The organism is Pseudomonas sp. BAV 4579 (genome assembly GCF_009765395.1).
GTDB classification, from domain to species: domain Bacteria; phylum Pseudomonadota; class Gammaproteobacteria; order Pseudomonadales; family Pseudomonadaceae; genus Chryseomonas; species Chryseomonas aestiva.
In genome coordinates this window covers 1-2,801 of record NZ_WHOV01000098.1, presented here as the reverse complement: position 1 = coordinate 2,801, position 2,801 = coordinate 1, and the positions used below count along the sequence as shown (strand labels likewise).

The 2,801-nt window shown below is 65.2% G+C and carries 4 protein-coding genes and 1 pseudogene; 2 read left to right on the top strand and 3 right to left on the bottom strand.

From position 1 onward, the window contains the following. Nucleotides 1-61: 61 nt before the first annotated feature. The 3 genes from GSQ95_RS18600 to GSQ95_RS18590 form a co-directional block, all read right to left on the bottom strand. Nucleotides 62-334, bottom strand: coding sequence for an HU family DNA-binding protein (locus GSQ95_RS18600; protein ID WP_007159052.1), 273 nt, complete (start codon nt 332-334; stop codon nt 62-64). 412 nt (nt 335-746) lie between these two features. Beyond that, a complete protein-coding gene (locus GSQ95_RS18595; RefSeq protein ID WP_158896832.1) occupies nt 747-1,118 on the bottom strand; it encodes a YkgJ family cysteine cluster protein in 372 nt (123 codons plus the stop codon). Between the two features lie 106 nt (nt 1,119-1,224). Next, complete coding sequence (locus GSQ95_RS18590) at nt 1,225-2,133, bottom strand: LysR family transcriptional regulator (RefSeq protein ID WP_158896831.1); 909 nt, start codon at nt 2,131-2,133, stop codon at nt 1,225-1,227. 102 nt (nt 2,134-2,235) lie between these two features. On the opposite strand from GSQ95_RS18590, the gene GSQ95_RS18585 reads away from it, so the two are divergent. Together GSQ95_RS18585 and GSQ95_RS26605 are read left to right on the top strand one after the other, a co-directional pair. Beyond that, nucleotides 2,236-2,634, top strand: a complete 399-nt coding sequence (locus GSQ95_RS18585) for a DoxX family protein (protein WP_158896830.1) — start codon at nt 2,236-2,238, stop codon at nt 2,632-2,634. A 22-nt stretch (nt 2,635-2,656) separates the two neighbouring features. Further along, a pseudogene (locus tag GSQ95_RS26605) lies at nt 2,657-2,801 on the top strand (dioxygenase); the annotation flags it as partial.

Sequence of the window (2,801 nt, the reverse complement as noted above, 5' to 3'; positions counted from 1 at the left end):
GGGGGACTGTCTTCCGAAGCGCTCTGAAGCGCCCGGAAGACAAGAATCGACCAACGCAGTCTTAGCTGACGGCGTCTTTGAGGCCTTTGCCGGGCTTGAAGCCGGGCAGCTTGGCAGCGGCGATCTTGATGGTGGCACCGGTCTGCGGGTTGCGGCCTTCGCGAGCAGCGCGCTCTTTTACTGCGAAAGTTCCGAAACCGACCAGGCTGACGCTGTCGCCTTGCTTCAGGGCGTCGGTCACCGCAGTGGTGAAGGCGTCCAGGGCTTTGGCAGCGGTGGCCTTGGGCAGGTCGGCAGACGCGGCAATGGCGTCGATCAGCTCAGCTTTATTCATGTAAAAACTCCATGTGTGAGTATTGGCCAGGCAGTATAGCGGCAGCTTTGCCTTGCGTAGAGCCTTTGTGAGCCTCTGCGTGACCGGTTGAAGCAGCCTTGTTGTTCGGCGCTACAGGATACGCATAGCGGGCGAAAGAACGATAGGGTATTCGATCTGGCAGGGGCGTGAAAACCTGATCCGCACTGCATTTTCCACGCTTCACAGCCCAACCGTCGCCTTTTTGGGCAGCGGCAATGGCCGTTTGGTTTCCTCTAGGCGCTGAACGAAAAGTCGCCGAGCGACGGTGAGGCGAGGCGAAAACCTTGAGGAAGCGGAGTTTACGAGTGGTAAATGAGCATTCCGACCGGGCTGGCGACCCAGAGGTCTTTCAACGAAGCATCACCGAGCGCAGGCAGTTTTCGTACAGTGCCTAGGCTACGCGGTCGGGCGAGATATGCGGCTGCAACGGTGGCGTCAGGGGCGGCAGGCCATAGGCCGCACGGGCGGCATCGCAGTGCGGATTGGCTTCGCCGTGTTCCCAGGCGGCGGTGAACTCGCGGCAGGTGCTGGAACGGTTTTCATAGACGGTGCAGCGCGTGCCGCAGCCCACCTCGCCGAGCAGGGCCGTACAGCGTACCGGCTTCTGCTCGGTGCCCTGCATGGCCACCAGGTGCGGGCTGATCGCGACGGTCAGGTGGTCGGGCACCAGGCCGCCTGCCGACTGGCATTCGCCCCAATAGAAAGACACGCGAAAATGGGCGCAGCAGGCGCCACAGCTGAGGCAGGGATTCTCGGTCGACATGGACGACAGCCATCGCAGGAACCGGCAGGGCCGGCGGGACAGGCACGGATTCTAGGCAAGCCCCGTGAGGCTGCGAAGCCCCCTACAACGACCGTTCGGCGGCGACCTACGGCAGTCTTTTCAGGTGCTCGGGTGTGACCAGATGTCGCTGCAGCCAGGCAATGAACAGCCGCACCTTGGCCGGCACCAGGCGCCGATGGGGATAGAGGGCGTGGATGGCGATGGCCTGGGTGTACCAGGGGGCGAACAGTCGCTCCAGGCGACCCGCCGCCAGGTCATCGCCCACCAGGAAATCCGGCTGGCGAATGATGCCGTGGCCGTCCAGCGCCGCCTGGTGCAGGACGCTGCCATTGTTGGCGCGCAGGGGGCCGCCGACCTTGACCTGCAGGCGCTCCCCCTCACGCTGGAATTCCCAGAGATCGCCATCGCTGGCGTAGCTGTAGAGCAGGCAGCGATGCTCACGCAAGGCGGAGGGATGCTCGGGGCGACCATGACGCTGCAGATAGGCGGGTGCGGCGCAGATGAACAGCTCGACCGCTCCCAGGGGCTGCGCCACAAGGCTGGAGTCGCTGAGGTCGCCGATGCGCACGGCGAGATCGAAGCCTTCCTCGACCAGGCGCACCTGGCGATCGCTCAGCTCCAGATCGATGGCGACCTCCGGATATTCATGCAGGAAGCTGCTCACCAGCGGCGCCAGGTGACGTACGCCAAAGGTCAGGGGCGCACTGACCCTGAGCCGCCCCCGGGGCCGCTCGTGGCCTTCCTGCAGGCGCTGTTCGAGGGCCTCCAGATCACCGAGCAGCGGGACCAGTCCTTCATGCAGCGTACGCCCGGCTTCGGTCAGGCTGAGGGTGCGGGTGGTGCGCTGCAGCAGGCGGGTGCCGTAGTGGCGCTCCAGGGCCGCCAGGTGCTTGGTGAGCGCCGAGCGCGACAGCTCCAGTCGCTCCGCCGCAGCCGTCAGGCTGCCCAGTTCGACGATCTTGACGAAGGCCTGCAGGGCTTTAAGAGTGTCCAAGAATTGTTTCCAGAGCGTGCACAGTTCATTCCCAGAGTGCGCCTTTATTCGCGTGCTGGAAACAGGACAATAGCGGCACCTTTCCTCCGTTCGAGAATCAGCATGACCGACCGTACTGCATCCTATGCCCCGCTGTTACTGCGCCTGGCCCTGGGCGCCATGTTCCTGGCCCACGGCCTGACCAAGCTGCTGGTGTTCACTCTGCCGGGTACCGCGGGTTTCTTCGCCTCGGTGGGCTTTCCCGGCTGGCTGGCCTATCCGGTCACCTGCTTCGAACTGGGCGCGGGCGTGCTCCTGATCCTCGGCGCCTGGGTGCGGCCGGTCGCGGCCGTCGCCACCGTCCAACTGTTCGCGGCCGCGACGGTCCATTTCGGCAACGGCTGGTCCTTCTCCAATCCCCATGGCGGCTGGGAATATCCGGTCTTTCTCGCCGTGACCGCCGCCGCCCTGGCGCTGCTGGGCGCTGGCCAGCTCTCCTGGGATGCCCGCAAGCCTTCCTGAACCCTGCTCGGAGGTCGCCACCATGTCGCTTCCCACCCTGTTCGTTTCTCACGGCTCGCCCATGGAGGCCCTCGACGCCGGCGCGGCGGGAACGGCCTGGCGCGCCCTGGGGCGGTCGCTGCCGACCCCGGCCGCCATCGTTGTGGTCTCGGCGCACTTCGATACCC